The following is a 26,332-nucleotide window of genomic DNA, read 5'->3' on the forward strand; positions in this document are numbered from 1 at the left end:
GCTTTATTTCACCCTAATAGTACAATTTAATTAAAAGAATTTTCTTTTAACCATGAAAACGCGTGCCTTCCCTTTCGGCGGGTTATAGCGAAGCTTTTCCGCCTGAAAACCGGACAATTCCATCCTTCCCCACTTCCGTTGCCGCTACCTGCTATTATAAATAAAGCGGCCCCAACATTAGCATACACCTCATACACTCCCCCGCTTTCTCCAAAGCGCTTGGCTACCTGTCTCCAGTAATTACCCCACTTTAAAGATCTGCACCATGCCCTTAATTAACCATAACCCGTGAAACCATGAAAAATTTATATTTATTTGTAAAAATTCTACTCGTACTGCTCGTTTCCTTTGCTACCCCAGGTCTCGGACAAACCCTGGATAATGCCCGGATAGATGTTTGTAACGTTCCGCCCGGATGCCAGGAAGAGCCTATTTGTACGCTGAGCGACGATTGCTTTCAGTTCGATCTGTACGCCCCGAAAGACCAGGGCGACGGCACCAGCATCATGAAACTGAAAATTATCAACTTCAGCGAATCCACTTTTAAACGGGCCACATTCGAACTGCCCGGCAAAGGCGCGGCCACCAAACCGGCGGTAAGGCCTACCTCCAAATTCCGCAACCGCTATAACCACGACGTGATCAATCCTTTCCAGGATTCGCTGATCGCGTTCGACGCCAGAAATGCCGGCACGTTCAGCTACGGCGGGTTTGAGGTTTATTACTACGTGGTGCGGAATGCCGACCTGAATGCGCCTTCCGGCCGTACCCTGGCGGTAACCGCGCAGGCTGGCCGTAGCTGGCAAATGCAGCGGTTTGGCAGCGTGGTATTCGATATCGATAATTGTGTACCGAAACCGCCTTGCCCAACCACCATCAATACGCCTTGCTACAAACAGGATTGCTGCTTCGGTTATCAGTTAATTGGCAGCCAGGTAGGCGCCGATCCCGGGTTCTTCCGGCCGGAGTTCTTCCTGTCTAAGATCTGTGCCGCCAATGTACTTTCAGTTTCTTTCTCTACCAACGGCGCTACCGCCAGCAGTCCTCTTACCGATGAAAGAACCTGGACCGCCAACGCCACTCCCGGCCTGCTGACGTTTACCAACCCGAGCTCGCCGTGGACCAACGTAGCCCCGGATAGTACGGAAACCTTTATCTGGCAGATCCCGGAAGAATCGGTGACCGGCCCTGGTGCTACCGGCAGGATGGTAACCATTACCATTACCACTACGGAGGGCGCCTTCACCCAAACCTTCGATCTGCTGAACAATGACCCGGCTTGCGGTATTGCACCACTTCCGGTAGAACTGATGAGCTTTAAGGGCCAGCAAACCAACGAAGGCATTGCGCTGAAATGGAGCACGGCCTCCGAAATAAATAACGACCGTTTTGAAGTGGAACGAAGCGCCGACGGCCGTCATTTCGAAACGATTGGTACGGTGCGCGGCTCGGGCAACTCTAATTCCCGGATCGATTACACCTTCCTGGATAAGCAACCGGCCAAGGGCATAAATTACTACCGCCTGAACCAGATCGATTATGACGGAACCAACGCCCACTCAAAAGTGATCAGGGTTGGCGGCGAAAACGGGAAAGGCGATCTGGGCATTCAGTTAATTCCAAACCCGTGCCGCGACCGGAACTGTAGCGTAGAAATAAACGGCGCCGACTCGCATCAGCCGCTTACAGTAGAAATAAGGGATCTGACGGGCAGGTTGGTGTTCAGCCGCGACATTCCGAGCGACCAGACGGCCTTTGAGCTACCGAGACTAGACTCAGGCGGCGGAATCTACATCCTGTCGGCGAAAAACGGTAAGGTAACCGCGGTTCAGAAGGTCATTATCCATTAAAGCACAACTGCATATAAATAAAAATCCCGGGAGCTTCTCCCGGGATTTTTTATGCCTGGATTTTCGAATTTTCGTAGTTCGTATTTTGGATATTAAATAGTTCGATACTCGATTGTTCAATTTTTGACAATTCGATGTTCGATATTCAATTGCCTCGGTACAGAAGGTCGTTCTTTTGGAAGCCAGCAAATACGCAATGGTACATAATCAAGTTAACTTTTAGAAAGTGGGATTACAAATCCCACGGCTCGGTTAAGACGGGATTCACAAATCCCGTCAAGCAAATACTAATAGAAGCCATCTCATAAATGCCCAGAGCAGCTTTTGAAATTGCTTTCGGCTAGTAAATTTCTCTGTAGCGTAGGGTTTAAACCCTACGCTACAGAGAAATTTTGATTCATGATAAATAACCTCTGGTTAAAATGACATTGTACTAGCTTTGAGCTTAAACTTAGTAAACAGAACTAGCCTTCGAAAATTCGAACAATCGAACCTCACATCTGAAGATTGCGGAGTTTTTTGGCTTTTAGTGCGGTAATACCAACCACCAGAATGGTCATGCAGCCGCCGAAAACTACGGAGGGGACTACGCCCATTAAGCGGGCTACCGCGCCGGATTCGAAAGAACCGATCTCATTGGATGAGCCCACAAAAATATTGTTCACGGCCGAAACGCGGCCTTTCATGTATTCCGGGGTAAAGGTATGAATGAGGGTGGAACGGATAATAACGCTGATGCTGTCGAACATGCCGCTGAGCGCGAGCATGGCCAAGGAGAACCAGAAGTTTCTGGAAATCCCGAAGAGAATGATGCACACCCCGAAACCGGCCACGCAAAGCAGCATCTTTTTTCCAGCGTTTACATTTATGGGCCGGTGGGCCAGGTATAAGGCCATTAATACCGAACCAATTGCCGGTGCGGCGCGCAAAAAGCCCAGGCCTTGCGGACCGGTTTGCAGGATGTCGGAAGCAAAGATCGGTAGCAAGGCTACGGCTCCACCAAATAATACGGCAAACAGGTCGAGGGAAATGGCCCCCAGAATAAGCTGGTTCCCGAAGACAAATTTTATTCCCGAGAGCAGGCTTTCTTTCATGCTGAGCTTTTCAGAAGTTTCGGGTAAGGGTTTGGCTTTGATGAGCAGGTAAAAACCCAGGGCAAGTACGGTAAGCGCCACATCTACCGCGTAAGCAGCCGTTATGCCCAGAAATCCGAAGAGCAGGCCGCCAATGGCTGGTCCGGCTACCGAGGCAGCCTGCCAGGTAGTGCTGCTCCAGGTAATGGCATTGGCGTAATATCTCCGGTGAGGCAAAAGCTGGGGCATAAACGAAAAATTGGCCGGCCCCAGAAATCCGCGGGCAATACCGCTGAGAAAAATAACCAGGTAGATCGGCAGCACGCCAATGGCGAGAATGGTTTTCCCGGCATCCAGGGTAAAGAAAAGCAAAGCCGCCGAACAGAACACCAGTACCGAAATGGTAGAGATGATGATCATTTTCCGGTTGTAGTTATCGGCAATGTAGCCGGCATACAAAGCCACAATTATGGAAGGAATGGCTTCGGCCAGGCCAATTAACCCTAAAGAAAGCGGATCTTTGGTGATCTGGTAGATCTGCCACCCCACCACTACGGCCTGAATCTGAAGGGCAATGGTAATGCACCAGCGGGCCGCTACGTATAACCGGAATTCCGGGACTTTAAGAGCCGCGTACGGGTCGTGCTTTTCTACAAAGGAAGGTTCCATGGAAAATAAATTTCGGGCAGCAAAGCTACGGCAAAGCGGCCAGAAAATGCAGCAGGCGGGCCAGGTACTTTTTAGCCCGAATTGGTAGCGTTTGGTGCCCCTTGTGCTCGACCAATTTAATTTATAGAAAGTGGGATTGCAAATCCCACGGCTCATTTAAGACGGGATTGAAAATCCCGCCAAGCAAATTCTATAATTTAAATTGACAGTGCCCTAGCTTTCGGCAGAACTGTTTGGGGAGGAATTGCCTTCCGTGTGATTTTGATTGGCGGCGAATTTCGCGTGAAACTGACTGGTGAGGGTATATGCGGCTCTTTTTTCGGAGATTGTTTTTCTTTTTTCCAGGTATTTCTTCAACCCAAGCAAACCAACCAACAGGCCGATAGGTACGAATACGCCGCCTACCCAGACAAAAACCTTGTGGTGGAAAAACTGTACCATGGAAAAACCGCCCAGCACCAGCCCCATGGCCGTGCGCACGTAAGCCAGAAAAGTCCGTTCGTTGGCAAACCGGGTGCGTTCCAGAGCCAGGCTGTCGCGGATCTCGGTGTTCTCTATTTCCTTTACGAACAGGTTTCGCTTCAGGTGTTCGGCTTCGCTTTGCTTCATACTTTTCGGGGCTGTTACCCTACTGTTTACGCACCTATGCCCGGACTTAGCCATTACGCAACTAAAATAACACCCGGCTTTTGCATCGGTTTAGGCAGGCGCGCGTATAAATCAGCAAACGGCTCTTGTTTCCCGGCCGGCTTTCTTCGTTTACCTTTTTATTTTTTTATTTATGCAGACTGCCTTTAAACTTTTTCTGTGCTGGGCTTTGGCTTTATTTGTATTTCAGGCTTCGGCCCAGGCCACCATGCCCCGGAAAGGCGCTCCGAAACATGCCATGCGCGACGGGGCCGCTAAAAAATTCGGAAAAATGGTAGAGATCCGGAAAGGAAAAGAAAGCCCCCTTACCCGCACGTACACCGCCGAAAACGGCACCAAAGTTATGACCAACGGCACGGTGGTTTTCCCGGACGGCCGGAAAGAAAAATTAGCCGAAGGGTATGCTATTAACAAACAGGGAAACAAGGTGATCCTGGAAGACGACATGATCGCCCCGAAAGAGATCCGGGAGCAGAAGCAACGCGTAACCGGCGATTCGGAACGCACCATTACCGTTACCGAAAAAACCCGGGTAATCATAAACGATAGTACCGGTCGCAAGGCAGTACGCGACACTATTCGAACAACCGAAACGAAATAGTTTTACCGCGGTAGCGGCCTTGCAACCGATAACTACCTGAAAAAAAAGCAAACGCTTTTTGCAGGCAAGGCGATAACAGCAAAAATTTTCCTGAAAAACAGAATAATTTTAACAAAAGCACTTGACTTTTAAGAAAAAGGTGGCTAAATTTGATTTATCAGAATTAAACTTATTAACCCTTCACTTTAACGCCTGCTTATGATATAAACGTCTACATTACTTTTATCTTGTAGGTTTATATGAATATTTCTCTCAGAAACGATTCCGAACTGGTATCGCTCTATATCGCAGGTGACGAAAAAGCATTCGAACAACTGGTGAACCGCCATAAAAACCGGGTGTTTACTTCTATTATGCTTATTGTAAAAGATGCCGACGTAGCAGAAGACCTGCTGCAGGATTCTTTTATCAAGGCAATCCATACCATGAAAAGCGGCCGCTATAACGAGGAAGGCAAGTTCTCTTCCTGGATCAGCCGGATTGCGCATAACCTGGCCATCGATTATTTCCGGAAGGAAAAAAGAAATCCGACTTTACAGTTAGAAGACAATATTAAAGCGTTCAACTCGTTAAATTATGCAGAAGACTCCGCGGAGGCTTTGCAGATTCGGGAAGAAACGTTTGCCCGGCTAAAGGCGATGATCGAGCTTTTGCCGGAAAACCAGAAGGAAGTGCTGATTATGCGGCACTATGCGGACATGAGCTTTCAGGAGATTGCGGAGGCAACCGGGGTGAGCATCAACACGGCGCTTGGACGGATGCGCTACGCGTTGATCAACTTGCGGAAGAAAATGTCCACCACACCTAAAGTATATGATCAAAACCTTTACCCACAATGAACTCATTCAGTATGTATATGATGAACTGCCGGATGAAGTAAAAACCCAACTGGAATGCGCCTTAATGGTGGACCAGGAACTGGCTGAAGCGTGCGCCGACCTCCTGCTTTCGAAAGGAGAACTGGAGAAACCGGAACCAAGCCGCAAATGCATCAGCAATATTTTGATCTACTCCCAAAATTTAAGTTTGCAGTCGTAAGGCTGCAAACTTTTTTGTTTTAGGGGCATTTCTGTTAGCTTTGGTAATTACTGTTATAATTTACCGAAGGTATGCGGAATGCTTTTCTCACCCTTTTGCTGCTGGTTGCTTTTCTAAAGATAGGTTTCAGCCAGAATTTAGTGCCAAATCCGGGCTTTGAACAGGCTATTCATTGCGATACGGTTCATGGGCCGGTAGTTATTGATACTGCAGAAACACCAACTACTTATTTAAAGAACTGGTTTATTCCTAAAATCAATAATAATTTGGGGATAACCAATTTATTTATATACTTCAACAATTGTTTTTTACCTCCAAAAAGTAATTACGTCTTTCACAATAGAAATACTCGGATCAGATCAGGACAAGCATCTACAGGCTTATATCTATATGCACATGCGAGTTGGCTAACCGGCAACATTTTCGGATGGAGAAGTTTTGCCAGAGTAAAGCTTCTGAAAGAATTACAGGCAAATTGCGTTTACAGGGTCCAATTTTATGTACACGTAGGAAAGGAAATAGGCTATGACACAAATGATTACGGAGCTGTTGATGCAATAGGAGCTTATTTATCTACAAATAACGATTCCGCAATTGTAGGTACTACAAAACCCCAGATCAGCAATACAAAAGGAAATCTATTAAACGATTCTACCCAATTTGTTCTGATCTCCGGATTCTTTACTGCTTCAGGAGGGGAAAAATACCTTACGATCGGGAACTTTAAGTTAAATGACTCAACAAATTTTCAACAATTTACTTTCCGGAATCCACTTAATGTTCCCCGAGCATTTTATTTTCTCGACGATGTTTCCGTAGTTCCGGTTACGGCAGCCAATTACAGCCTGAATATTGGTCCCGACCAACTGCTTTGCAACAACCAACCGGTAAACCAAACGCTTACTGCCCCGGCCGGCTTTGCTTCCTACCAATGGAGTACCGGCGAAACTACGGCGTCCATCAGCATCACCCAACCGGGCACTTACTGGGTGAATGCTGATTTTGGTTGTGGCTTCTTAACCGATACCATCCGCATCCGGACAAGGCAGGATTTTGAGCAGGGTTTTTCGATCGGGCACGATACGCTTTATTGTGCCAATGCTGTTATCATTTTACCGCTTCAGGCAAAAAGCGCCTTTACCTCCTACCGCTGGAACACCGGCGCAACTACCCGCACTATAAATGCCACTGCACCGGGCAAATACTGGGTAGAAGCTACTTACGCTTGCGGCAGCATTACCGATACCATCGAGATCAAGCAGTTTACGCCTTCCGGACTTTTTGCCTTTAGAGATACCGTTTTGTGCAGCGGCCAAACCTTAAACTTAAGTGCTGCTTCCGGCTTTGCCTCTTACCAGTGGAACACCGGCGAAACTTCGCAACAGGTTCAAATTATGCAAGCCGGGAAATACAAAGTAAGAGCTACTACGGCTGAAGGCTGCATGACTTCCGATTCGGTTCAGGTAAAATATCTGGTGCCGTTGGCCGGTTTTTCCCTCGGAAAAGATACGGTTTTATGCGAAAATGGAAGTTTGCAAATTAGTATTGCGCCAAAACCGGGAATAAATTATCTGTGGCACGATGGCCTGCAAACGGCTTCCCGAATTATAAAAGCAGCAGGAAATTACCGGCTAACCGCTTCCGACCGCTGTAGCTCCTTTACCGATGAAATTGAAGTCAGCTTCCAGGATTGCAATACGGTCTTTATTCCCAACCTGGTCACGCCGAACAAGGACGGGCAAAATGACTTCTTCCGGATCAGCACGCCTACGAAGCGGAAAATGAACGTGGAGATCTACAACCGCTGGGGCATTCGGATTTACCAGCAGGATGATTACCGGAATAACTGGCCGACTGAAAACCTGAGCAGCGGAATTTATTACTACCTGGTTACCGATCCGGAGCTGAATAAAACTTACAAGGGCTGGCTGGAAGTGGTGAAGTAAGCATTATAGCTCTTTATACCAAAGCATAACCGATAATTCCTTGCCTACTGACATATCGCAAGATCACATTATAACCTATTCATTGCCGTCTGCTTTAGCTGACGGAACCGTCAGCTAAAGCAGACGGCAATGAAAGAGGAACGCTAATGCCGGTTCTTTTTAGTTTTTTCTGTCTGAAACCATAGCCTTTTAACTTTTTGCGTAAGGTCAGTTACTTCCTAACCTGGTTTTACCAGATTCTTTAGCACATAATTCAAAGCGTCTTTAGAAGAAACCTTTTTATCCGGCTCCACGCCAATCTGGTCTAAACGCTTTCCATCCGGAGTATAATAATCGGCGGTTGGAATGGTGATGTGCCATTGGTCGTTAAGGCTGAAAGCCTCGCCGTTTAGCATTGCTCCTGCCGTTTTTTCGCCGACAATGGTAGCAAGTTTATAATGTTTCAACCCATACACAATTGATTCGCAGGTGCTGGCCGTGGCGTTATCTACGAGCACAAATACTTTTCCCTGGTAAACTGTTTTTTCGGGAATTACCCTTATCGCTAATCCATCCAGGTTATGGACGCCATCCCATAAAAGCTCCAGGTTGGCTTCCGTTAACGTTGTGAATTGCTGTACTTCATTTTCAACCGGAGGGTTAGGGTGCTTTGTAAACCATTTATTGGTTAAGAATACGCCACCGGGATAGGCTTTATCGGCAAGGTTGGTCACCAGTTTTAGTCCGGAAATATTGCCGCCGCTGTTTCCCCGTAAATCAATTATCAGATTGGGTTTTGCGGTTTTCTTGATAAGGGTGAATACACTGTCCAGTTGGGTTCCATTGCCCGCAAAAGAACGAATTGTCAGCAGCGTGGTAGCCGGATTAACTTCTTTCAGATCTAAAAATTGCGCCTTTGCAGTATCCTCCGGAAGGTCTTCCGGATTGTTGGTTTTCCGATATAAAGCAAAGTGCGAGAATGGAAGTTTGCCGGCGTAATAGTAAAACCCGAAAACCATTTCTGCATCGTCCTGTACCTTTTCCGATAATTCTAATACCGATTTTTCAAAGGCCTTCCAGTCTTTCGTTTGGACCAGACTAGTATTAAAGATCTTAGTCTTAGTAAGCGCGAGGGCCTGTTCAGCAATTTCCCGGTAATTATCTTGTAAGGGTAATTTGTAATTCCCTTTTGTACCGGTAATGCTTCCTTTGTCTTCTTTTTTGCCGTTGGTCAGGTGGCCTTCCAAAAGATTTCCTTTTAAAGTACCCTGAAATAAAAGTTTGCCGCTGGCAGAAGTAAACCGGGCAGCCACCTTGAATTCGTTTTCGGAAAGCTTTTTATAAACCCCGTCTTCGAAATGCAACAGCGCTCCATGCTCAAAGAAACCGGTAAAAACACGACCCAACATGGCCTTAGGCAAACCGATCAGGCTTTTATCTGCATTGCCGCGGGTATGCCCTTCAAAAGCATTTTCACCAGCTTGAATCGTCATCACCGTCCGGACGGCGCCAATATCCGTGCTGTTTACATGCAATAACCAAGCACCGGTAAGGGGGTGCGTGGCATCAGCTTTTAATTTTTCGGAACAGGCGCTTTGTGAACCAAACAGCACCGGCAGGATGCACAACAGCAAGAGTATTTTTCTCCTGATCATAGCAAGGGATAGTTTGGATAAATGTAAGCATAAAAACAAAAGATAAAAACACGCTCCTCCCCCTTTTTCCTGCTTATGATGGACTAAAACAAAAACGGCCTGCAAAGCTGCAGGCCGTTTAAAATTCTCTTTTAGGCTTCGCTGGGGGTTTCCAGTTCGGCTTTATTGCTTTTAATTCTTTCCTCCGCATCCCGGATGGCATCGATGATGAGCGGGTAGCTGCAGAATTTTTCGCCCATGCTGTGCATCTTCTGAATAAAATACTCGTCTTTTTTTATCTGATCTTCCAATTTCTTTTTCTGAGAAGCTTCCATGTCTATACCTGCTTTTTTACTTTCCTATTACAAAGAAATATAATCTGTTTGGTTTAATCAGCAGCCGGGGGTAAATAATTTTCTACCAACGGCTTCAACACCCTGAAAACAAAGTAGCTGCCGGATACAGGCAGGCGCAAAAGCTTTTAACGGGCATTAGCCTTTCTGCCGGCATTACCGTAATTTCGGGGCCAGAATATCTCCCTTATGCGCAAAGCCGAACGTTACCGCCATTTAATCGAGTATTTTACTTCCAACTTCCCCGAACCGGAAACCGAACTGCATTATACCAATGCCTATGAATTGCTGGTGGCCGTGGTGCTGAGCGCGCAATGCACCGACAAACGGGTAAATATGGTAACGCCGGAACTGCTGAAGCAATACCCGACGCCGGAACATCTGGCAGCCGCTACCCCGGAGGAGATCTTTCCTTATATCAAGAGCATTTCCTACCCGAACAACAAAGCCAAGCATTTGGCCGGACTGGGGAAAAAACTGGTTTCGGATTTTAATTCGGAAATACCAAGTAGCATCGAAGACCTGCAGAAACTGCCCGGCGTAGGCCGGAAAACGGCAAACGTAATTGCTTCGGTAATTTACAACCTGCCGGCCATGGCCGTAGATACGCACGTATTCCGGGTATCGAAAAGGCTGGGCCTGGTTTCTGAAAAAGCCCGTACGCCGCTGGAAGTGGAAAAAGAACTCATGCAGCATATCCCGGTGGAACTCGTTCCGAAAGCGCACCACTGGCTCATCCTGCACGGGCGATACATTTGCGTGGCGCGGCGGCCCAAATGCGAAAAATGTCCGCTTACCGGCTTTTGCCGTTTTTTTCAGACCCATTGGCCAAATATTCCCGACGATCCGGAAAACCGGCTGTAAATTTATCCCGTTATAGTACTCTTGTCCCGTGGTGGTCTTAACCCCAGAAAATACGCATGTGCGGCCTGAACGTAATTATCGATAAAAACAGCAGTGCTTCGCCGGAGCTTATCTCGCGTATGAACCGGGCCACGAAACACCGCGGGCCGGATTCCACGGCACTGTACGTCAGCAGACACGAGAACGCCACGGTTTACTTCGGGCATAACCGGCTGAAGATCATCGATTGTTCCGATGCCGCCAACCAGCCTTTTTTTTCGCCGGACGGCCGTTATCTGCTCCTTTACAACGGCGAGATTTACAATTACCAGTCCTTACGAAGTAAACTGCAGCAGCAGGGCATCGTTTTCCGCACGCTTTCCGATACCGAAGTAATTCTGCACCTGCTCATGCTGGAAGGCAAGAAAGGGCTCGAGCAACTGAACGGAATGTTTGCGCTCGTCTTTTACGATACCGCCACCAAAGCTTTAATTGCCGCCCGCGACCGTTTCGGCCTGAAGCCGCTTTATTACGCCGAAACGCCGAACCACTTTATCATTTCTTCGGAAATTAAAGGAATCCTGGCCACCGGACTGGTACAAAAAGAACTGAACGAAAGCCAGCTGGCCGAATATTTAACGTTCCGGCACGCGCGCAAACCCCAGACTTTTTTCCAGAACATTTCGGAGCTGGAAGAAGGCACTTTCGGGCTATTCCATAAAGATACCTGGAAGATCAACACCTACGTACCGGCCCTTACCCCGCAAAACGAACTTAGCCTGCGACCGGAATCCATTATACAGCAAACCCAGGAACTGTTGCAGAACGCGGTTACCCGCCAGCTGCAGGCCGACGTGCCGGTGGGCCTTTTTCTGAGCGGCGGCATCGATTCTACCCTATTGCTGGCTTTAATAGCCGATTCCGGCCACATGAATTTTCCGGCGTTTTCGGTCGTAAACAAAGCTTCGGAAAGTGCTTACGGCTCCGACGATTACAAATACGCGAAACTTGCCGCCCGGAAATTCGGCGCCAGCCATACCGTTTTCGAGATCGATGACAATATTCTGGCTGGCACCATTCCTTTGGTTGAAGCCATGGACCAACCGATTGCCGACGGAGCCGCCCTGTTAACCGGTTTCCTTTCGGAAAAGTCCCGGAAAACCATTAAAGTGGCCTTGTCCGGAGCCGGGGCCGACGAGCTTTTCGGGGGCTATAACCGCCACCGGGCCTTTTATAAATACCTGCACAACCGCAAACTGCTGCTACTGGCCAAGCCTTTCCTGAAAACGGCCTCGCACTTTTTACCTACCGGTGTTTCCCATCCCTTGCGCAAGGAGTTTCAGCTTATCCGGAAACTGGCTACCAAAATTCAGCGGCAACCCGACCGGACGTTCATTTCCTTTACCACCATGGAAATGCCCTTGCGGCAAACCTACCCTTACGAAGCGGCTTCCTACAAAGAGGCCAACTTCAACAAGGCTCCTGGCAGCCGCAACGAATGGCTCCGCTGGACCCTGCAGCGCGATCAGCACCAATACCTCATTTCCGACATTCTGGCCATGACCGACCAGGTTTCGATGATGCACGGCCTGGAAGTGCGCGCTCCTTACCTGGATAATGAGCTTTGCCAGTTTGTAAACAAGCTGCAGCCCGAATTACTTTTCCGCTTTGGCCAGAAATGGATCTTGAAAGATCTGCTGAAACTGCATGGCGGAGAGGATTTTACCTTGCGAGGGAAAGAAGGCTTTGGCATGCCTCTGGGATTGTGGCTGAAGAAACCTAAAAACCAGTTCCTGCTGGAGCCGCTACAAAACCCGAAGCATATAATTTTCCGTTACCTTGATTTTCAGCAAACAAAAGCTTTAATTCAGGCTCATTTAAACAGCCGCCAGGATCTGAGCGCCGAACTCTGGGCACTTATTTCATTGGCCATCTGGCTCCAAAAGCACTTCGGTGAATGAAGATACTTTACCTGCACCAATACTTTAAAACTCCCTCCGAAGGCGGCGCATTACGTTCTTATTACCTGAGCCAGGCGCTGGTGCAAGCCGGCCATACGGTAGAACTGATTACTTCCTATAACGGCACCGAATACAAAATTGAAACGGTAGAAGGCGTACAGGTGCATTATTTACCGGTGCCTTATTCGAACAACCTGAATTTTTGGGGCCGTATAAAAGCATTCCTGAAATTCAGCTGGCAAAGTACCCGCCTGGCATTTAAAATAAAAGGAGTAGATATTTGTTTTGCCACCTCCACCCCGCTTACCATCGGTATTCCGGCTTTGCTTCTGAAAAAGCTTCGGGGCACGCCGTATTTTTTTGAAGTGCGGGATCTGTGGCCGGAAGCGCCCATTCAACTGGGCTTTATCCGCAACAATTTCCTGAAAAGGGTATTATTCCGGTTCGAAAAACTGCTTTATAAAAATGCTTCCAAAGTAATTGCCCTTTCGCCGGGAATGGTAAATGGGGTAAAACGCTTTCAGCTGCAAACTCCGGTTTACTTCATTCCGAACATTGCCGATTGCGCTTATTACCAGCCGGTCTATGCCGATAAGGCTGTTGTACCAGACCCGTTTATTATCGCCTACATTGGTACCCTGGGCCGGGCGAACCGGCTGGATTTTCTTTTGCATGTTGCCGAAGCCTGTCAGCAGAAAGGCCTTACTACTGTTCAGTTTATTATTGCCGGCACCGGCGCGGAACGCAAAAAACTAAAGCACCGCGCGCATAAGTTAAAATTAACGAACGTTACCTTCCGGAAACATTTAACCCGCTCCGAAGTCCGCGAATTGCTGAACCAGGCTGCCGCCACGTATACTTCTTTCGATGCCGTACCGGTACTGGAAACCAACAGCCCGAACAAGTTCTTCGACAGCCTGGCCGCCGGAAAACTGAGCATCGTGAATACCCGGGGCTGGCTGCAGGAACTGGTAGAAAAACATAGTTGCGGCTTTTATGCCGCCCCATTGCTGCCTGAGGTTTTCGTGGAGAAATTAGTACCCTTTCTGGAGAATCCGGTAATGCTCCGCCAATACCAGGAAAATGCCCGTAAGCTGGCGGAAGAAGAATTTTTGCGGGAAAAGCTAAGCCGGCAGTTTGTGAAATTATTTGAGTAGAGAAAGGTAGCAGGTAAAATTCAGAGCGTCATCCCGAACGAAGTTGAGGGATCTTATGAGGCTGCGTATCTTAAAATTAACCGGTAAGACAAATCTTGCTACGCGCGCTTTGTCATTGTAATTCCCATAAGTTTCCTCGACGTTACTCGGAATGACACAATAACTTTAAAAAAGGCTCTTCCAGACATCAATGTCTGGAAGCAATCTGCCGGGGACATCTTTGTCCCCGTATTACTGACACGCGGACGAAGACGTCCACAGCAGAAATGGTTTCGGACAAAGATGTCCGAAACAGCAATGATTTCTAGTTCAATTTATCAACTTGAACCATGGTCTACTTTCCTTAATCTCCATTGAATGAAAGGGCAGCCACACAAACGGGAATTTTCCTGACTCCTTTTCAACCCTGCTTAACCCTGCTTCTTCGGTTTATACTTCGAGGCTGTCAGGATTTTCTGGGCGTTGGTTTCGGCCATGAGTTGCGGCAGGGTTACGTCCGGGTGTTCTTCCATGTATTTGCGCACGATCTGCCAGCCAACCCAGGCACCGATCCTTCCCGGGCATTGTTTGCCGATCTCGGGCACGTTCGGGCGTTCGCCTACATATTTTTTTATCTTGAACTGATTCGTTTCAAACAGTAAGCCTTTCTCTACAAAATGGCCCCAGATCCGTTCCTGGTTGTAGTACACATCGGCCATTTCCTGGTTGGTGTAGCCCATTAACAAAGAATCGGGAGTGCAGGGCAACAGCTTCTGGGCAAAATACAGCGACTTGCCGTTGGCGATCATTTCTGAAAGCATGTTGGTTTCCGGACCGGTTTCGTTGTAGCGGCTCGAAAGTAAAAGCACCGTGGTGGGTACCAGATAAGGTTTGTCGTAGCGGTAAAGAATGTATTTCGGGAATGGCGGGCGGTATTTGGCTTCCGGCCCGATGAAAAAATCGAGGCCCCAAACCAGCAAACTGTCGTCGAGGTAAAGGTCCTGGCCCATGCCGGTAATGAACGTAGCCAGTTGCGGTACTTTGGCTTCCGGATAATAATGCTTGAGGTGTTTAAAGGCGTTTTCCAGGTCCGTTTCCAGTCCATTCAGATCGCTGAAGCGCTTGTCGACTTGCTGGGCGAGCTGCTGTAAATTCGGTTCGGTGGCCATACCGTACAGGGAATTAACCAGTTCCTCTTCCGAAGCGTAGCGTTTGCGCTGCAAAAAGTGGTTCGTAAATAAAGGGTGCTTTTGCAGGAAAGCGGCAACCTCTTCTTTCGACTTTGCACGGAAAAGCTCCTGTTCCAAGCGTTCCGCTTTTATTTCTACCGGAATGCCGGCAATTTCCTGCGGGATCTCACATTTTTGCGGCTTACAACCAAAAAATAAAAACAGAGTAGAGAGCAGCAGTATTGGAATTCGCATTATTTTCTATCTTTAACCCAAATTAGAAACGAATTTACGAAGAGAATCCTATATAACTCACTTTAATAAACTATGAAAAAAATTACGCTTTTAGCTGCATTTATTTTTTCGGCTTTCTTCTCTCAGGCTCAGTCGGATACTGGTCTGGAAATCGGGCTCAAAGTTTCTCCTGCTATTTCTAATAACCGCTTCAGCTCACCGGGCGATTTCGATTTTCAGAATGAAAACGCCAAGTTTCGTGGCAGCATCGGGATCGTGCTGGATTATTTTTTCGGCAAGAACTACGCTTTTAACACCGGTCTGGATTATGCGGTAAAGGGAGGAAAAATTTCTTACAAACCATTCCCTGAAATTACTAATGATCGGATAACAGATGAGTTGAACGTACAGTACCTGAAAATTCCGATTGCCCTGAAACTTTATACCAATGAAGTCGCTACGGATACTCGGGTATATTTTCAATTAGGTACTTCCTTAAACGCCCGTATCTCTTCTAAAATCAATGGCAGTAATTTCTACAAAGACGGAAGCAACAACGATATTAAGGCCAATAAGCGCTATAATTTCTTCGATGCCGATGCCATTCTGGGCGCAGGCGCTGAGTTGCAATTAGGAGCCAGTACCAAAGTTTTTGGTGGCCTTTCTTATAATCGCGGCCTGGTTGATATTGATCGTTTCTACGAAAAAGCACTTGGCAATAAAGACATAGCCATCCGGCACAATACCTTTGCTTTAGACCTTGGTATTAAATTCTAAGAAAAACGGTACCCTTCCTAGCTAAAAACCAAAAGCTGCAGTTCAGTAATGAGCTGCAGCTTTTTTGTTTAATACCAAAATTCAACAAACCTCACAGGTTTCAGAAACCTGTGAGGGTTCTCCCCGAATACCGGTTTGAAACGGCATAAAAAAACCTCACAGCTTTAAAGCTGTGAGGTTTTTAGTTAAAAGCTTAGCGTTTTTAATCCACGTCTACTTCTATGTGTTTGTCCTGCATGGCGTTTACTTCGGTGGCGCTGGAATGCAGTTCGATCTCTTCGCCGCGTTCGTCAAACACTTTGAAATCGGTTAAGCCGAGGGAAGTATCCTTCATTACTTTTACCCATTTCAGGTAGCGGGTGTACCACTTCATCTGGCGCGAAATAAAGCCTTTGGTGTAGTAGGCATGCAGGAAAGGATGCACGTAAAGCGTAATCCCTTTCTGGTTCTGGCTGGTGAGCAGGTCGTCGATAGTGTCGTCGATCTGGTCGGTAACCAGGATGCTGGCCGAAATTTTGCCGGTGCCGTGGCAGGTCGGGCAAACTTCGCCGGTGGCAATGTTCTGCTCCGGACGCACCCGCTGCCGCGTGATCTGCATTAAACCAAACTTCGAAATTGGCAGAATGGTGTACTTCGAACGATCGTACTTCATTTCTTCCTTCATTACCTCGAAAACCCGGTTCCGGTTCTCGGCCGACTTCATATCGATGAAGTCGCAGACAATGATGCCGCCAATATCGCGTAAGCGCAACTGCCGGGCAATTTCCCGCGCTGCGGTAGTGTTCACGTTCAGGGCCGTAGCTTCCTGATCGCTTTCAGAGTTCGATTTATTGCCGCTGTTCACGTCTATCACGTGCAGGGCTTCGGTATGTTCTATTACTAAATAGCCGCCGCCGGGTATCGTTACCGTTTTGCCGAACAGGGCTTTCAATTGTTTTTCGATCCCGAAGTGCTCAAACGTTTTTACCTTACCGGTATAGTGTTTCAGGATCTTTACTTTGTCAGGCGCTATCCGGGTAAGGTAGCCCTTAATTTCGTCGAACATTTCTGCGCTATCGACGATGATGCTGTCAAAACTTTCGTTTAGGATGTCTCTCAAAATGGAGGACGAACGACCAAGCTCGCCGATAATCTTATCGCGATCTTTAGCTGTCCGGAGAACTTTAAAACCTTCTTCCCAGTTCGCAACCATGCTGCGAAGGTCTTGATCGAGCTCGGCCACATCGCGGCCTTCGGCTACCGTACGAATGATAACGCCAAAGTTTTCAGGCTTTATAGACGTGATCAGCCGTTTCAGGCGCTGACGCTCTTCTTTGCTGACGATCTTTTTAGATACGCTTACCGTGTTTGAGAACGGCACAAGTACCAGGTATCGTCCGGCGAGGGAGATTTCACAGGATAAACGCGGGCCTTTGGTGGAAATAGGCTCTTTTACGATCTGAACCAGCACTTGCTGGCCTTTTTTCAGAACGTCGGCCATTTTGCCGAGCTTGTCTATTTCCGGCTCGAATTTGAACCCGTTCAGTTTTGCAGTTACATTTTTCTGGCTTTGCGCCTGCTTTACGTATTTATTGAGCGAACGAATTTGTACGCCCAGGTCGTGGTAGTGCAGAAAGGCATCTTTCTGGTACCCGATATCGATAAAAGCAGCGTTCAGCCCCGGCATTACTTTTTTTACAGAACCCAGGAAAATATCTCCTACGGTGTAGTTGGTATCGTTCCGCTCGTGGTGGAATTCTACCAGCCGTTTGTCCTGCAACAAGGCAATGCGCTCTCCATCCTGAGTTGAATTGATGATTAATTCGTTACTCAATTTTCAGGGGTTTATGGATGAACAAATGTACCAAAGCCCACCCTGCTTTTGCAAGGTGGGCTTTACTTAAGAAAAGTAAGATTACTTTTTCTTATGACGGTTTTTTCTAAGTCTTTTCTTTCTCTTGTGAGTGGAGATCTTATGTCTTTTTCTTTTCTTTCCGCAAGGCATAGTATTAGGTTATTTAGATTAAAAAAATAAGTTTACTTTCTTTTATTACTACTGAAGCTTTTTCAGGTACTCGTCTACCGAAGCCTGCAGCTCCGGATCTTTGTCCAGCTTTTTCACGTTCTGGAATACCTTAATGGCTTCAGCTTTCTGGTTGGTTTCGGCCAGGCTTACGCCCAGGTAGAAATTGCCGTTCACATTTTTCGGGTTAATCTCTACCAGTCTCCGGAAACGCTCCACCGCCTTATCGAACTGGCGCGACTGCAACGACAGGTAACCCATATTGTAGATCGCCTTTTCGTTGTTCGGGTCTTTTTCCAGCACTTCGCGCAACAGCGTTACGCCCTTCATCGGGTTCGGACCGGCAATGTAGGTCATGGCCAGGTTGGTTTTGGCGTCGAGGTTGTTCGGGTTGGCTTCCAGCACCTTGTTATACATGGCCTGGGTTTTCTCGCCTAAAACTTTACCCCGTTCTTCGGTGGCCGCAAAACTGAACGCTTCGAAATACAGATCGCCGGCTTTTTCAAAGTTTTGCTCTGTTGGCCGGGTGTTGGCTACGGTTTCGTAGAAATAACCGGCGCTATCGAATTTACTGATGGCGCGGTATTTCTGACCAAGCTCGGCGGCCAGAGTAGCTTTAGCGTCGGCGTTCTGCTCTTTATTGAAACGGCTACGAAGATCGGCAATCTCTTTCAGCTGGGACGGCGAAGCGGCCATGTGCGGCACGGCCTCCTCGGTCGGGTGTTCGCCCGGCGCGTGGTCGTGGCCCGAATGGTCTTCCTCGTCGGCAGCGGCCGGCTTGTCGCGGTTGGCTGTTGCTCCGGTAAGGTCGGCTTTCTTATCGTCTTTATTAATAACCACTTTTGGTAAGAAGAAAATTCCAACAACCAGGAGCAGGGCAACTGCAATTACAATTAGCTGGGGTCTTGACATGTTGATTCTTCTTTCCGTAGTTTAAGTTGTTAATAATCAGTAGAAAGTGCAAAAATACGTAAAATTCTTTAGGCTGCTACGGCTTCTTTGATCTTTTTGCTGTTTTTAATTTTCTGAACGAACGTTTTAGACGGCTTAAAGCTCGGGATAAAGTGCTCGTCGATGATGATAGACGTGTTTTTGGAAATGTTACGGGCTACCTTCCGGGCTCTCTTTTTGTTGACAAAGCTTCCGAAACCTCTCACGTAAATGTTGTTTCCCTCTGCCATAGAATCCTTCACCACCTTGAAGAACGCTTCTACTGTCGCCTGCACATCAGATTTTTCAATACCGGTCTTATCAGCAATTTCTGATATTACTTCTGCTTTAGTCACTTGATTTATAAATTTTAGTTAATAATTTCTATTCATTATAGTGTCAGAACCCGCTTTGCTCCGTACAGTCCGTGCAAATCGGGGCACAAAGGTAAGTCTTATTTTTGAGAATAAAACAAATCAAAATAAAATTTCCGGAGGGTATCTTCCTGATTTATCGGAACCTTCTGCGTATTTTTGGCCCACAATTAAGTAGCATGCTGCCTCCCGAACCTGCCTTTTTCGCTTCGGCCCTGCTGGACTGGTACGAAAAGCACCGCCGGCCTCTGCCCTGGCGCGAAACCACCGACCCGTACGCCATCTGGCTTTCCGAAATTATTCTGCAACAAACCCGCGTAAATCAGGGCCTGCCCTATTACCATACTTTTCTGAGCGCCTACCCTACCGTTCACGATTTAGCTAACGCGCCGGAAGACGAAGTATTGCGCCACTGGCAGGGCCTGGGCTACTATTCCCGCGCCCGGAACCTGCACCAGACGGCCAGATATGTTTCTGAAGAACTCGGCGGTTTTTTCCCCGATAATTATACCGATCTGCTGAAGCTGAAAGGCGTAGGCAGCTACACGGCCGCCGCCATTGCCAGCTTTGCCTACAAAGAACAGGTAGCCGTTCTGGATGGAAACGTTTTCCGGGTACTGGCCCGGGTTTTCGGTATTTCGGAAGACATTATGAGCCCGCTGGGCAAACGGGTTTTCCAGGAACTGGCCGATAAACTGGTACCTGCCGCGGAGCCCGACACCTACAACCAGGCCATTATGGAATTCGGGGCCATACAGTGCACACCCGTAATGCCCGACTGCCTTTTTTGCCCTTTGCAGGACCATTGCTACGCCTTCCGGCACGGCCTGGTAGCCGCGTTGCCGCACAAAAGCAAGGCGAAAGCGCCGCGGGTACGGCATTTTCATTATTTCGTATTTCAGTTCGGCGAATCGTTTTACATGAAAAAGCGCCTGCCCGGCGATATCTGGCAGGGCCTCTACGATTTTCATTTACTGGAATCGGATACCAAAGCGCTGAGCCTGGACGAAATGATCGCGGAGCTGGGAATTCTGCACCAGGACGTACCCATGCCGAACATTAAAATGCCTTCACCGGCCTACAAGCATGTACTGAGCCACCAGAAGGTTTTTGCTACGTTTTACCTTATTTTACTCGAAAATCCTTTAAGCGAAAACGTAACAAATAACACCGGTTTAGCGTTGTACACCACAGCAGAAATGGAACAATTACCTAAACCGGTACTGATTAACAACTATTTAAAAGACGCGATTTTTAGGTAAATTTGAAGATTTGGGAATTTGGAGATTTGGAGATTTGATGGTGAATGTGGTGGTGTAAAACGCTATCGCTCTGGCCCGAAAACCTATCGTTTCATTAAGAGTATATTTATTCCTATATTTCAATTTCTAATTCGTAACTTTTAATTTCTAATTAAATTAAACATGGCAGGAATTAACAAAGTAATTTTGGTGGGCAACCTGGGCAAAGATCCGGAGGTGCGTCACCTTGAAAATAACGTAGCCGTAGCAACTTTTTCGCTCGCAACTTCGGAAAGCTATAAAGACAAAAACGGCCAGCGCGTAGACAAAACCGAATGGCACAACATAGTAATGTGGCGCGGCCTGGCTGAAGTTGCCGAAAAATACCTGAAAAAAGGCCAGATGGTATATATTGAAGGCAAGATCCAGACCCGCAATTACCAGGACAAAGACGGCCAGACCAAGTATATTACCGAAATTGTAGCCGACCAGATGACCATGCTTGGTGCCCGTCCGGAAGGCGGCAGTAACGGTGACAATAACCAGGGCGGCAGCAATTACAACAAAGCCGGAAGTTCGGCGGCAGCTCCAGTTGCCAGCAATGCCCCGAAGTTTGAGGAAGAGCCGGACGACCTTCCGTTCTAACTTATTGTTTTATTTAGACCGTACATTTTGGAACCAGACCCCTATAGTTGGCAGAACCTGGCCGTGTTGCTTATAAATGCAGAAGCGGCCCAGGTTCTTACCTACATTTTAATCCCATTTTTACTATTCTTTTCGGCGCTGCTTTCCGGGGCCGAAAAGGCTTTTTTTTCGTTGCCGGAAGAAACGCTGGATACTTTCCGGCAAAGCACCCGCAAATCGGAACACCGGCTTTCTATTTTACTTGATAATCCGCGCCGCACTTTAGCCACCATTTTCTTTGCCAAAGGCCTTGCCTATGCCTCCGTGCTTTGCCTGGTTTTCTGGGTAGCCTGGCGCCTGACCGGTTTTACGCCACACGATGGCGGCTTTAATTTCCTTGTAGCCCTGCTGCTTTTCCTAAGCCTGGTTTTTCTGGCCGAAATCCTGCCGAAAGTCTATTATGCGCACCACCCCTTGGGGCTAGCCCGCGCCCTGGCGCCGGTAATCAATATCTTCCGGATCGTTTTCAGCCCTTTTACCGCCTTGTTTCTGGTCCTGGAAACGGCTATTAACGAGCGCTTCAAATTAAAGACCACACATTCGCCCATCGAAGATCTGCAGGAAGCCCTGGATGCCACGATCACTGACGAAAGTTCGGCTGAAGAAAAAGAAATTCTGCAGGGGCTGGTAACGTTCGGTTCTATTTCGGTAAAGCAGATCATGCGGTCGCGCCTCGATATCACGGCTTTCGATTATAACCTTACCCTGCCCGAACTTATTCCGCTGATTGAAGAATGGAATTACTCCCGGGTACCGGTTTACCGCGACAACATCGATTCGATTGAAGGCATTCTCTACGTGCGTTCCCTTTTGCCTTACCTCGATGCCGGCCCCGATTTTAACTGGCAGAAACTGCTGCATGCGCCGTATTTCGTACCGGAAAGCAAAAAGATCGGCGATCTGTTAAAAGATTTCCAGGAAATGCACGTTCATTTAGCCATAGTGGTAGATGAATACGGCGGCACGTCCGGCCTGCTAACCCTGGAAGACATTATAGAAGAAATTGTAGGCGAGATCAAAGACGAGTTCGACGACGAAGACGAACCGGAATATACCCGGATCGATGAAAACACGTATATCTTCGACGCCAAAACCTCCCTGCACAGCTTCTGCAAAATTACCGGCACCTCTTACGAGAAACTCGAAGAAGTGAAAGGGGAAAACGAATCGCTGGCCGGCCTGATGCTGGAGCTTTTTGCCCGTATTCCCCAGACCGGTTCCGAAGTAATGTTAGGCCCTTACCATTTTACCATAGATGCTGCCGACAGCAAAAAAGTTATAACCGTAAAAGTACATGTTGCTCCCGATAAAATTTCCTAAGTCCTTCCCCCTAGTTTTTAGTGCCTTTTCCTTACTGTTTTTCTCTGCCTGCGAACCGGAATATACCCCCAAACCCAAAGGCTACAACCGCATAGACCTGCCCGAGCCCAAATACCAGCCGCTAAAGGAAAAGCACCCGTACTATTTCGAATACTCGGCCTATGCCAAAACCCTCCGCGATTCTTCCGGCATTAGCGAGCCGCACTGGATAAACGTGTACTACCCGCGCCACAAAGCCAACGTGCAGCTCACTTACAAAGCCATAAACAACGATCCGAAAACGTTTTATGCCTTGGTAGAAGATGCCCGTAAACTTACCTCCAAGCACGAAATAAAAGCGTACGGCATTGAGGAAGCGCAACTCAAAACGCCTAAAGGCCTTACCGCCTTCGTGTTTGAGCTGGAAGGCGAAGTACCCAGCCAGTTCCAGTTCTACGTTTCCGATACAACCCGCCACTTCCTCCGCGGCGCCCTCTACTTCCGCACCGCCACCGCCAACGATTCCCTGGCCCCGGTTATCGAGTTCATTAAAAAAGACGTGATCCACATGCTGAACACGCTCGAATGGACGGATGTAAAAACGGGAGAAACGCTGGGAAGAACTAGGAAGAAGTAAGAATTAAATTAATGATTGTTATTGCAGCTTTTATATCAACAATGTATTTAATATATTTAGCTGTCTATAACTATTATTAAAAATGAATGCATCAATACCAAATAAAAGCTTGCTATCTTCCTTAATCTGCATCTTAATGATTGGATTAATGTCCTGTAATAAAGAGGATGATAATGAAGTTACCCCATTAGACAAGAAAATCGTATTCGACCTGTACTCTAATAATCCAGGTTATAGCTCAGGAGCAGATACAACTATCTATTCAACAAACGTGTTGATGTTGGACAAGAAGGATTATGCCAATATCACTTCCGCTAAATTGGTTTTAAGTAATCTTTCTACGCAGAGCTATATGGATGGATCTGATATCAATGCAAAAATTATAGTGGACTTGGTTGATCTTACACATAACCAACCAATTCCAGGTTCGGCTATTCAGACCGATAATATTCCTGCTTCAGCAGTTGTTTCTTCAGTAGATTTTCTAAATAACATACCTTCCACACCATTTAACTTAGGTATCAGGATAATTAACCCAGATCCAACAAAGGTTTCCTGGAGATTGTATGCTGCAAGTTTAGTGCTCCAACGATAAGATCCCCAAAATCAACATTCCGTCTACCATCATTGATGCAAACGTCAACAAAGGCACAGGAATTTACTGTAGAGACGTAAAATTTTACGTCTCTACGAATTAACCCGTAAAATCTGAAATTTATGGACAGGATAAGGTTTTAAACCTCCGCCACAATTGCTATTACGATATTAACCTTCCTCAACCATGCCAAACGCTAGCCTGAACCCGGAAAAAGTATGGCGAGAACTAGCCGGAAATTACACCTCAGATCAGGAACTTATCGAAACGCTCTGGCAGGAACTTCAGCAAAATTACAGCGAACAGAACCGGCATTACCACAACCTGAACCACCTCAGCTTTATGCTGGAGCAGGCGAAACGGTACGAGAAACAGCTCAAAAACCCGGATGCCGTTACATTTGCGATCTTCTTCCACGATATAGTTTACAACTCCAGCCAAACCGACAACGAAGAAAGAAGTGCAGCTTTGGCTGAAAAACGCCTACTGGAATTAACCGTTCCGGAGGCAACCATTATGCTTGTTAAAGAAGCAATTCTGGCTACCAAAACCCATGCGCTTCACCTGAATTCCGATATTAATTTTCTGCTTGATTTTGACCTGGCTATTTTAGGTACTGATTGGGAAACGTACCAGGCTTACGCCAAAAGCATTCGGGAGGAATATGCGCACGTACCGGAAGAAGCTTACAAAGCAGGCCGTAAAAAGGTATTGCAGCATTTTTTAGCCATGCCCCGAATCTTCAAAACACCAATTTTTCAAACTTTACTGGAAGCCAGAGCGCACCACAACCTGCAGGCAGAACTGCAAATCCTGTAGCAGCCGGAGAGTTGGCGCTTCCGTTAATTCACCAGTATTTTGCTTCTTACCAGATACTGGCCCGCACCTGAAATTTGCAGAAAATAAACGCCGGGAGTAAGGGTTGGCAGCTTCACCTGCAGCCTTGTAGAGGGCGTGTCCAACTGCCGGCTTTGCAGCAACCTGCCCTGCAGAGTAACGATCTCAACGTTTAAAGTAGTCGCTACTACATGTGGCAGTTCAACGGAAAGCTCCTGGCCTGCCTGAGCCGGTTGCGGATAGATCTTTACTGCGGTAGTTTCGTTTTGCTGCTTAACCGCAATGATGCCCGAATACTCGAATGACGCATCCAGATCCACCATTTTCAACCGGTAGTACGCCAGGCCGGCCGCAGCCCGCGCTTCGAATTTATAATTCCGCACGACATTCGAATTACCTGCTGCGTCTACCGAGCCGATTGCTACAAAATCTACCCCGTTAAGCGACTGCTCCACCAGAAATACCCTGCTGTTCTCTTCCTGGGCGGTCTGCCATTTAAGAATTACGTTGCCATTGCTGGTGCTCCCGGTAAAGCTCAGCAACTTAACCGGCAAAGGCGACATAAACCGGCTGGCGCTGCAAAAAGTAACTTCCTTGCCAATGCTGCTCTGGCTGCTCAGGTTATCGATGTTGCCACTGGTCCTGGACTGGTCACAGATATCGATGTTTCCGGCAAATTTACCGTTGGCAGTAATGGTAGAAACGCCCTTAATCACGTACATGCCACCGTTGCCGGTTATCAGGCCATCGTTCCAGAAATTATTGTAAATGTCAACCAGCCCGCCATCGTTATTTTCAAATTTAGCGCCCTGCTGATTTCCCTGATAAAAATCGCGCATTACCTCTACCGTACCAATATCATTTACAAAAGCCGAACGGTTATCCAGATCGCGCTTAATGGTCATCCTGCCGGAATTATAAACGTAGGAAACCGGATTGGTTTTAAAATCCTGCCCGACACTCATAGCGCCCTTATTGGAAACTTTATTCTTGCCGGAACCGGAATTCACAACCATGCTTCCCAGCATGTTCATTTCGCCCATTGGCTCATTTGAGATAGCTCCCTGGTTAACTGTCACCTGTCTTTCTACGGTAATAACGCCATAGTTCTGCAAAACCGCCTCTATTCCGCCATTCTGCAGTTTAAGCTCTCCCTTAACCGTAGCTACTGCTCCTTCATAATTAATAAAGGTATTTCCATTCTGGTCCAGATTGTTGTTCAACGTCAGGGATCCATAATTATAGATCTGGCTCAAAGAATTGGCGGCAATTGCATTAGTCAGGGTGGCGGTGCCATAATTCCGGAAGGCAGCGTTATTTCCCCAGAAGTTCAGACCGGCGATCTGCAGGGTACCGTTATTCGTCACAACCGAGTTCAGGGTAATGGAAAGTGTATTATTAGCATCCGTCAAGCTACTGTTAGGATCTATAGTAAGCGCCCCGGCAATGTTCTGATTATTGCCTATCGTAAAGCCTTGGTTCAATCTTACCTTATGCCGGATAACCACATTGTCGCACGAAGAAGGTACAATGCCGCCAACCCAAGTAGACGCGGTAGTGAAATCCCCGTCTTTGGCCGAATAGATGGTTACAGGTTTAGAACAACTGGCAACACAGATAAATGGCAGCGATACGTTTAACACTAAAAGCAGCAGAAAGCAAACCCGGTTTACGGCCTTTTTCATTTGTGAATCTGATGATAATATGTTTTCCTACTTCTAAAAAGTGATTGGTTATTCTCTATTTCCCTTAACAGTTACTAAGCAGGCCACACGTACTTAGCAACAAATGAAATATTTAAAAATTTAATATTATTCTTGTT

The 26,332-nt window shown here is 47.3% G+C and carries 24 protein-coding genes; 15 read left to right on the forward strand and 9 right to left on the reverse strand.

The genetic code is table 11. The features are described 5' to 3' along the window. Positions 1-296: 296 nt before the first annotated feature. Positions 297-1,850, forward strand: a complete 1,554-nt coding sequence (locus F0P94_RS17565) for a T9SS type A sorting domain-containing protein (RefSeq protein ID WP_150905489.1) — start codon at positions 297-299, stop codon at positions 1,848-1,850. A 494-nt stretch (positions 1,851-2,344) separates the two neighbouring features. Here the strand turns inward: F0P94_RS17565 and F0P94_RS17570 are convergent, their stop codons facing one another. Both F0P94_RS17570 and F0P94_RS17575 read right to left on the reverse strand, forming a co-directional pair. Continuing rightward, complete coding sequence (locus F0P94_RS17570) at positions 2,345-3,592, reverse strand: MFS transporter (RefSeq protein WP_150905491.1); 1,248 nt, start codon at positions 3,590-3,592, stop codon at positions 2,345-2,347. 213 nt (positions 3,593-3,805) lie between these two features. Continuing rightward, positions 3,806-4,201: a YidH family protein gene (locus tag F0P94_RS17575; RefSeq protein WP_191907091.1), complete on the reverse strand. Its 396-nt coding sequence runs from the start codon at positions 4,199-4,201 to the stop codon at positions 3,806-3,808. A 172-nt stretch (positions 4,202-4,373) separates the two neighbouring features. Here F0P94_RS17575 and F0P94_RS17580 point away from each other — a divergent pair, with 172 nt between their 5' ends. The 4 genes from F0P94_RS17580 (at position 4,374) to F0P94_RS17595 (ending at position 7,825) form a co-directional block, all read left to right on the forward strand. Then, positions 4,374-4,841 carry a DUF6799 domain-containing protein gene (locus tag F0P94_RS17580; RefSeq protein WP_150905495.1) on the forward strand — a complete coding sequence of 156 codons (468 nt, stop codon included), beginning with the start codon at positions 4,374-4,376 and terminating at the stop codon, positions 4,839-4,841. Between the two features lie 239 nt (positions 4,842-5,080). Then, positions 5,081-5,680 carry an RNA polymerase sigma factor gene (locus tag F0P94_RS17585; protein WP_150905497.1) on the forward strand — a complete coding sequence of 200 codons (600 nt, stop codon included), beginning with the start codon at positions 5,081-5,083 and terminating at the stop codon, positions 5,678-5,680. After that, the gene (locus F0P94_RS17590) at positions 5,655-5,879 is read left to right on the forward strand and encodes a hypothetical protein (protein ID WP_150905499.1); all 225 of its coding nucleotides are present in this window, start codon (positions 5,655-5,657) and stop codon (positions 5,877-5,879) included. The genes F0P94_RS17585 and F0P94_RS17590 overlap by 26 nt, the downstream gene beginning before the upstream one ends. A 71-nt stretch (positions 5,880-5,950) precedes the next feature. Beyond that, the gene (locus F0P94_RS17595; RefSeq protein WP_150905501.1) at positions 5,951-7,825 is read left to right on the forward strand and encodes a gliding motility-associated C-terminal domain-containing protein; all 1,875 of its coding nucleotides are present in this window, start codon (positions 5,951-5,953) and stop codon (positions 7,823-7,825) included. Between the two features lie 218 nt (positions 7,826-8,043). Here the strand turns inward: F0P94_RS17595 and F0P94_RS17600 are convergent, their stop codons facing one another. Together F0P94_RS17600 and F0P94_RS17605 are read right to left on the reverse strand one after the other, a co-directional pair. Beyond that, positions 8,044-9,459, reverse strand: a complete 1,416-nt coding sequence (locus F0P94_RS17600) for a S41 family peptidase (protein ID WP_150905503.1) — start codon at positions 9,457-9,459, stop codon at positions 8,044-8,046. A 131-nt stretch (positions 9,460-9,590) separates the two neighbouring features. Further along, the gene (locus F0P94_RS17605; RefSeq protein WP_150905505.1) at positions 9,591-9,773 is read right to left on the reverse strand and encodes a hypothetical protein; all 183 of its coding nucleotides are present in this window, start codon (positions 9,771-9,773) and stop codon (positions 9,591-9,593) included. A gap of 207 nt (positions 9,774-9,980) precedes the next feature. Between F0P94_RS17605 and nth the strand changes: the two genes are divergently transcribed. Genes nth through F0P94_RS17620 form a run of 3 tightly spaced genes read left to right on the forward strand, consistent with a single transcriptional unit; the run spans position 9,981 to position 13,752 of the window. Then, the gene (gene nth / locus F0P94_RS17610) at positions 9,981-10,655 is read left to right on the forward strand and encodes an endonuclease III (RefSeq protein ID WP_150905507.1); all 675 of its coding nucleotides are present in this window, start codon (positions 9,981-9,983) and stop codon (positions 10,653-10,655) included. Positions 10,656-10,711: 56 nt separating this feature from the next. Then, the gene (gene asnB / locus F0P94_RS17615; protein ID WP_150905509.1) at positions 10,712-12,595 is read left to right on the forward strand and encodes an asparagine synthase (glutamine-hydrolyzing); all 1,884 of its coding nucleotides are present in this window, start codon (positions 10,712-10,714) and stop codon (positions 12,593-12,595) included. Then, positions 12,592-13,752, forward strand: a complete 1,161-nt coding sequence (locus F0P94_RS17620; RefSeq protein ID WP_150905511.1) for a glycosyltransferase family 4 protein — start codon at positions 12,592-12,594, stop codon at positions 13,750-13,752. Before asnB ends, F0P94_RS17620 begins: the two co-directional genes overlap by 4 nt. A gap of 410 nt (positions 13,753-14,162) precedes the next feature. Here F0P94_RS17620 and gldB read toward each other — a convergent pair whose 3' ends face one another. Then, the gene (gene gldB / locus F0P94_RS17625; RefSeq protein ID WP_150905513.1) at positions 14,163-15,155 is read right to left on the reverse strand and encodes a gliding motility lipoprotein GldB; all 993 of its coding nucleotides are present in this window, start codon (positions 15,153-15,155) and stop codon (positions 14,163-14,165) included. 72 nt (positions 15,156-15,227) lie between these two features. Between gldB and F0P94_RS17630 the strand changes: the two genes are divergently transcribed. Further along, positions 15,228-15,911: a porin family protein gene (locus F0P94_RS17630; RefSeq protein ID WP_150905515.1), complete on the forward strand. Its 684-nt coding sequence runs from the start codon at positions 15,228-15,230 to the stop codon at positions 15,909-15,911. Between the two features lie 202 nt (positions 15,912-16,113). On the opposite strand, the gene F0P94_RS17635 is transcribed toward F0P94_RS17630, so the two are convergent. From F0P94_RS17635 to F0P94_RS17645, 3 genes are all read right to left on the reverse strand, one after another. Next, a complete protein-coding gene (locus F0P94_RS17635; RefSeq protein ID WP_150905517.1) occupies positions 16,114-17,724 on the reverse strand; it encodes an Rne/Rng family ribonuclease in 1,611 nt (536 codons plus the stop codon). Positions 17,725-17,943: 219 nt separating this feature from the next. Further along, positions 17,944-18,825 (reverse strand): tetratricopeptide repeat protein, encoded by an 882-nt coding sequence (locus F0P94_RS17640; protein ID WP_150905519.1) that lies wholly within the window; start codon positions 18,823-18,825, stop codon positions 17,944-17,946. A 68-nt stretch (positions 18,826-18,893) separates the two neighbouring features. Beyond that, complete coding sequence (locus tag F0P94_RS17645; RefSeq protein WP_150905521.1) at positions 18,894-19,199, reverse strand: HU family DNA-binding protein; 306 nt, start codon at positions 19,197-19,199, stop codon at positions 18,894-18,896. Between the two features lie 197 nt (positions 19,200-19,396). On the opposite strand from F0P94_RS17645, the gene mutY reads away from it, so the two are divergent. From mutY to F0P94_RS17675, 6 genes are all read left to right on the forward strand, one after another. Next, positions 19,397-20,479, forward strand: coding sequence for an A/G-specific adenine glycosylase (gene mutY / locus F0P94_RS17650; RefSeq protein WP_150905523.1), 1,083 nt, complete (start codon positions 19,397-19,399; stop codon positions 20,477-20,479). Positions 20,480-20,641: 162 nt separating this feature from the next. Next, the gene (locus tag F0P94_RS17655) at positions 20,642-21,103 is read left to right on the forward strand and encodes a single-stranded DNA-binding protein (protein ID WP_150905525.1); all 462 of its coding nucleotides are present in this window, start codon (positions 20,642-20,644) and stop codon (positions 21,101-21,103) included. A gap of 27 nt (positions 21,104-21,130) precedes the next feature. Then, positions 21,131-22,462 carry a gliding motility-associated protein GldE gene (gene gldE / locus F0P94_RS17660; RefSeq protein ID WP_191907092.1) on the forward strand — a complete coding sequence of 444 codons (1,332 nt, stop codon included), beginning with the start codon at positions 21,131-21,133 and terminating at the stop codon, positions 22,460-22,462. Further along, positions 22,437-23,078 (forward strand): gliding motility lipoprotein GldD, encoded by a 642-nt coding sequence (gldD, locus tag F0P94_RS17665; protein ID WP_150905529.1) that lies wholly within the window; start codon positions 22,437-22,439, stop codon positions 23,076-23,078. Before gldE ends, gldD begins: the two co-directional genes overlap by 26 nt. Before the next feature lie 82 nt (positions 23,079-23,160). Then, on the forward strand, positions 23,161-23,673 hold the full coding sequence (locus tag F0P94_RS17670; RefSeq protein ID WP_150905531.1) for a hypothetical protein: 513 nt from the start codon (positions 23,161-23,163) through the stop codon (positions 23,671-23,673). 186 nt (positions 23,674-23,859) lie between these two features. Further along, on the forward strand, positions 23,860-24,492 hold the full coding sequence (locus tag F0P94_RS17675; RefSeq protein ID WP_150905533.1) for an HD domain-containing protein: 633 nt from the start codon (positions 23,860-23,862) through the stop codon (positions 24,490-24,492). Positions 24,493-24,515: 23 nt separating this feature from the next. Here the strand turns inward: F0P94_RS17675 and F0P94_RS17680 are convergent, their stop codons facing one another. Then, on the reverse strand, positions 24,516-26,195 hold the full coding sequence (locus tag F0P94_RS17680; protein ID WP_150905535.1) for a T9SS type A sorting domain-containing protein: 1,680 nt from the start codon (positions 26,193-26,195) through the stop codon (positions 24,516-24,518). Between the last annotated feature and the right edge of the window lie 137 nt (positions 26,196-26,332).

The sequence above is a fragment of the Adhaeribacter soli genome, assembly GCF_008727925.1.
Taxonomy (GTDB): Bacteria; Bacteroidota; Bacteroidia; order Cytophagales; family Hymenobacteraceae; genus Adhaeribacter_A; species Adhaeribacter_A soli.